Origin of the sequence: Rugamonas sp. (genome assembly GCF_025354735.1) — a bacterium.
Taxonomy (GTDB): domain Bacteria; phylum Pseudomonadota; class Gammaproteobacteria; order Burkholderiales; family Burkholderiaceae_D; genus Rugamonas.
Map to the genome: position 1 here is coordinate 1 of NZ_JANXMI010000162.1, position 3,777 is coordinate 3,777.

Annotated in this window: 4 protein-coding genes; 2 read left to right on the forward strand and 2 right to left on the reverse strand. The window is 65.1% G+C overall.

Annotated features, from left to right (window positions below):
* A partial coding sequence (locus Q0S71_RS13370) for a His/Gly/Thr/Pro-type tRNA ligase C-terminal domain-containing protein (protein ID WP_295996265.1) occupies positions 1–607 on the forward strand: 607 nt, incomplete at its 5' end.
* Positions 608–711: 104 nt separating this feature from the next.
* Positions 712–1,305, forward strand: a complete 594-nt coding sequence (locus tag Q0S71_RS13375; protein ID WP_295996272.1) for a lytic transglycosylase domain-containing protein — start codon at positions 712–714, stop codon at positions 1,303–1,305.
* 168 nt (positions 1,306–1,473) lie between these two features.
* On the opposite strand, the gene Q0S71_RS13380 is transcribed toward Q0S71_RS13375, so the two are convergent.
* Positions 1,474–1,884 (reverse strand): SWIB/MDM2 domain-containing protein, encoded by a 411-nt coding sequence (locus tag Q0S71_RS13380; RefSeq protein ID WP_295996267.1) that lies wholly within the window; start codon positions 1,882–1,884, stop codon positions 1,474–1,476.
* 266 nt (positions 1,885–2,150) lie between these two features.
* Positions 2,151–3,518, reverse strand: coding sequence for a signal recognition particle protein (gene ffh, locus Q0S71_RS13385; protein ID WP_295996269.1), 1,368 nt, complete (start codon positions 3,516–3,518; stop codon positions 2,151–2,153).
* Positions 3,519–3,777 lie beyond the last annotated feature (259 nt).

A 3,777-nucleotide genomic window follows, 5' to 3' on the forward strand; every position in this document is an offset into this window, starting at 1 on the left:
CGCCAATTGGGGCCGCGACATGGCCGAAGCGGCCATCGTCGCCGACCTGCGCAACGTCGTCGAAGGCGACGCTTCGCCGGACGGCAAGGGCGTGCTGGCGATCGAGCGCGGCATCGAAGTGGGCCACGTGTTCCAGCTCGGGACCGCGTACTCGGAGAGCATGAAGGCCACCTTCCTCGATGAAAACGGCAAGCCCGCGCCGCTGCAAATGGGCTGCTACGGCATCGGCATCACGCGCATCCTGGGCGCGGCCATCGAACAGAATTACGACGACAAGGGCATCATCTGGCCGACGTCGCTGGCGCCGTTCGAACTGGTGCTGTGCCCGATGGGCATGGACCGCAGCGAGATGGTCAAGGAGGCGACCGACAAGCTGTACGCCGACGCGCAGGCGGCCGGCATCGACGTCATCCTCGACGACCGCGGCCTGCGTCCGGGCGGCATGTTCGCCGACTGGGAGTTGATCGGCGTGCCGCATCGCGTGGTCATCGGCGAGCGCGGTCTGAAGGAAGGCAACCTGGAATACCAGGGCCGTCGCGATACCGAGGCGACCGCCGTGCCGGTGGCCGATATCGTCGCCTTCATCCAGGGCAAACTGGCGCAGTGAACGCCACCGCCGTTTTCGCGCAAGGCGCCGTGAGCGGCGCCGCCGCCACCACCGTGGGCATCGAGCGCCGCCGGCGCTGGGCGCGGCCGCTGCGCTGGATCTATATGCTGGCGCTGGCGGCCGGCGTGGTGTGCCATCCATCGGCGCGCGCCGGCAACCAGAAAGAGGAGGCGCTGGCCGACTCGGTGCGGGTGGCGCTGTCGAGCGCGATCCGCGATGCGCGGCCGCCGCGTCCCACCTTCAGCAATGAGCGCGACCGCCTGCATTACGACGCCTGGCTGGCGCAGATGTCGGAGCGGCTGCGGCGCAAGCTGCCGGACGAGCAGACCCGCAGCGAATTCCTGGCGACGGCGTGGTATGAATCGCGCCGCGCCGGCCTCGATCCGGGCATGGTGCTGGGACTGATCCAGGTGGAGTCGGCGTACCGCAAATACGCCGTGTCGATGGTGGGCGCGCGCGGCTACATGCAGGTGATGCCGTTCTGGACCAACATCGTCGGCGACCGCAATCGCAGCGCGCTGTTTAATATGCAGGCCAATCTGCGCTACGGCTGCTCCATCCTGCGCATGTATCTCGATATGGAAAACGGCAATACCTATCTCGCGCTGGGCCGCTACAACGGCAGCCGCGGACGGCCGGAATATCCGAACGCCGTGCTGTCGGCGTGGAGTCACTGGAAGTATACGTCGCCGCTGTAGGTGACGCATGCGGCGCGCACTTCGGGGTCTTGACCCACGGTCTTGAACCACGGTCTTGACCCCGATTGCGTTGGCGCCTGCTGCAATCACGCGGCAAAAAAAATGCCCCGGCCGGCGAAGGCTGGGGCATGGGCGCTCGGCTGATGCAGCCGGTAGCGGGGATGCTGTTTATTTCAAATGATCGGAGATGAGCTTCGTCATTTCGAACATGGACACTTGGGCTTTGCCGCCGAATACTGCTTTGAGCTTGTCGTCGGCATTGATCATGCGGCGGTTGGCCGGATCTTGCAGGTCGAGCTTCTTGATGTAGTCCCAGACCTTTTTGGTCACTTCGGTGCGCGGCAATGGCGCTGCGCCGACCACGGCGGCCAACACGGTCGATGGGGTCATTTCCTTCATGAACGCGGCGTTGGGTTTGCGGGGGGCTGCTGGTGCTGCGGCTTTTTTCGCTGCTGCTGGCTTTGCGGCGGCCTTTACTGGAGCTGCTTTTTTCTCGGCTGCAGGTTTCGCTGCGCTCGACTTCTCAGTCGGGGCCTTTTTAGCTGGTGCTGCTGCTGGGGTTTTTTTGGCTGTTGCCATCTTCGAGCCTCCTTAACGAACACATGGAAAATTGCGCAATTGATCGCACGGCTAATATTGGTGGGGATTTACCGAGTATGCAAGTGTTTTTCAGCTTTTTTCCCGGAAACGCGACGTAAATACGGCCGAGTGCGCGCCGGCGCACCTTCCAAGGGCGTGGCGGCCTGTTTTGGCGCAAAAAAAGACCGCCGATCGCGTGCTGCGAGGGCGGTCTTTTTTGTGTCCGCTGCCGCGCGAGCCGCGCAGCATCAGGCTTAACGTCAGGCTTAACGCAGGCCCGGCATCATGCCCTTCATCGAGCGCATCATCTTCATCATGCCGCCGCCCGAGAGCTTTTTCATCATCGATTGCATCTGCTCGAACTGGGTCAGCATGCGGTTCACTTCCTGCACCTGCACGCCGGCGCCGGCGGCGATGCGGCGCTTGCGGGTGGCCTTGATCAGCTCCGGCTTGGCGCGTTCCTGCGGCGTCATCGAGTCGATGATGCCGACCATGCGCCGCACCTGCTTGTCCGCCTGGTCCATATTGGCGCCGCCGGCCGCCTGCTGGAACTGCGCCGGCAGCTTGTCGACCAGGCTGGCCATGCCGCCCATTTTCTTCATCTGGCCCAGCTGCGATTTGAAGTCGTTCATGTCGAACTTGCCGCCGACCTTGATCTTCTGCGCCAGGTCGGCCGCCGCCTTCGAGTCCACGCCTTTGCGCGCCTCTTCGACCAGGGCCAGTATGTCGCCCATGCCGAGGATGCGGTTGGCCATGCGCTGCGGGTCGAACGCCTCGAGGCCGTCGAGCTTTTCGGACACGCCGGCGAATTTGATCGGCTTGCCCGTGATGTGGCGCACCGACAGCGCCGCGCCGCCGCGGGCGTCGCCATCGAGCTTGGTGAGCACGATGCCGGTCAGCGGCAGCGCGTCGTTGAAGGCCTTGGCGGTGTTGATGGCGTCCTGGCCCAGCATGGCGTCGACCACGAACAGCGTCTCGATCGGCTTGACGGCCGCGTGGACGGCGGCGATTTCGCGCATCATTTCTTCGTCGATGCCGAGGCGGCCGGCGGTGTCGATGATGAGCACATCGTGGTAGTGCTTCTTGGCCCAGTCGAGGGCGGCGAGCGCGATGTCGACCGGTTTGTCGTCGGCGCTGGAGGGGAAGAAATCGGCGCCCACTTGCGCCGTCACCGATTGCAGCTGCGCGATCGCGGCCGGGCGATACACGTCGGCCGACACGGTCAGCACTTTTTTCTTCTTTTCTTCCTTCAGGTATTTGGCCAGCTTGCCGACGGTGGTGGTCTTGCCGACGCCCTGCAGGCCGGCCATCAGGATGATCGCCGGCGGTTGCTGGGCGAAGCTCAGTTGCGACGCCTCCGGCCCGAGGTCGGCGCCCATGATGGCGGCCAGCTCGCGCTGCACCACGCCGACCAGCGCCTGGCCCGGCGTCAGCGACGAGATCACGTCCTCGCCCAGCGCCTTTTCCTTGACCTTGGCGATGAACTCGCGCACGGCCGGCAGCGCGACGTCCGCCTCGAGCAGCGCCAGGCGCACTTCGCGCAGCATTTCGGCGGTGTTGGCCTCGGTTAGGCGCGCCTCGCCGCGCATGGTCTTGACGACCTTGGCGAGCCGTTGGGTAAGATTATCTAGCATGATGAACCTGAATTTTTTCTGGATGCGGTCTGGATGGACCGGCACGGAGCCGGACGATGGCCGCCATTTTACCGCATCGTGCCGGCGGCGGGCGGCGCGGTCCTGTTATGATTTCGCCCATGGCGGCCGGCCGGGAGCCGCAGGAGACGGGATGGGCATGGACACAATACGGGCTGCTGTTTTGCCGCCGCCGCGGCTGCCGCCGGCGGCGCTGCTGGCCGCCGCCGCGCTGGCGCTGACACTGTGCGCCGGCCCGGCC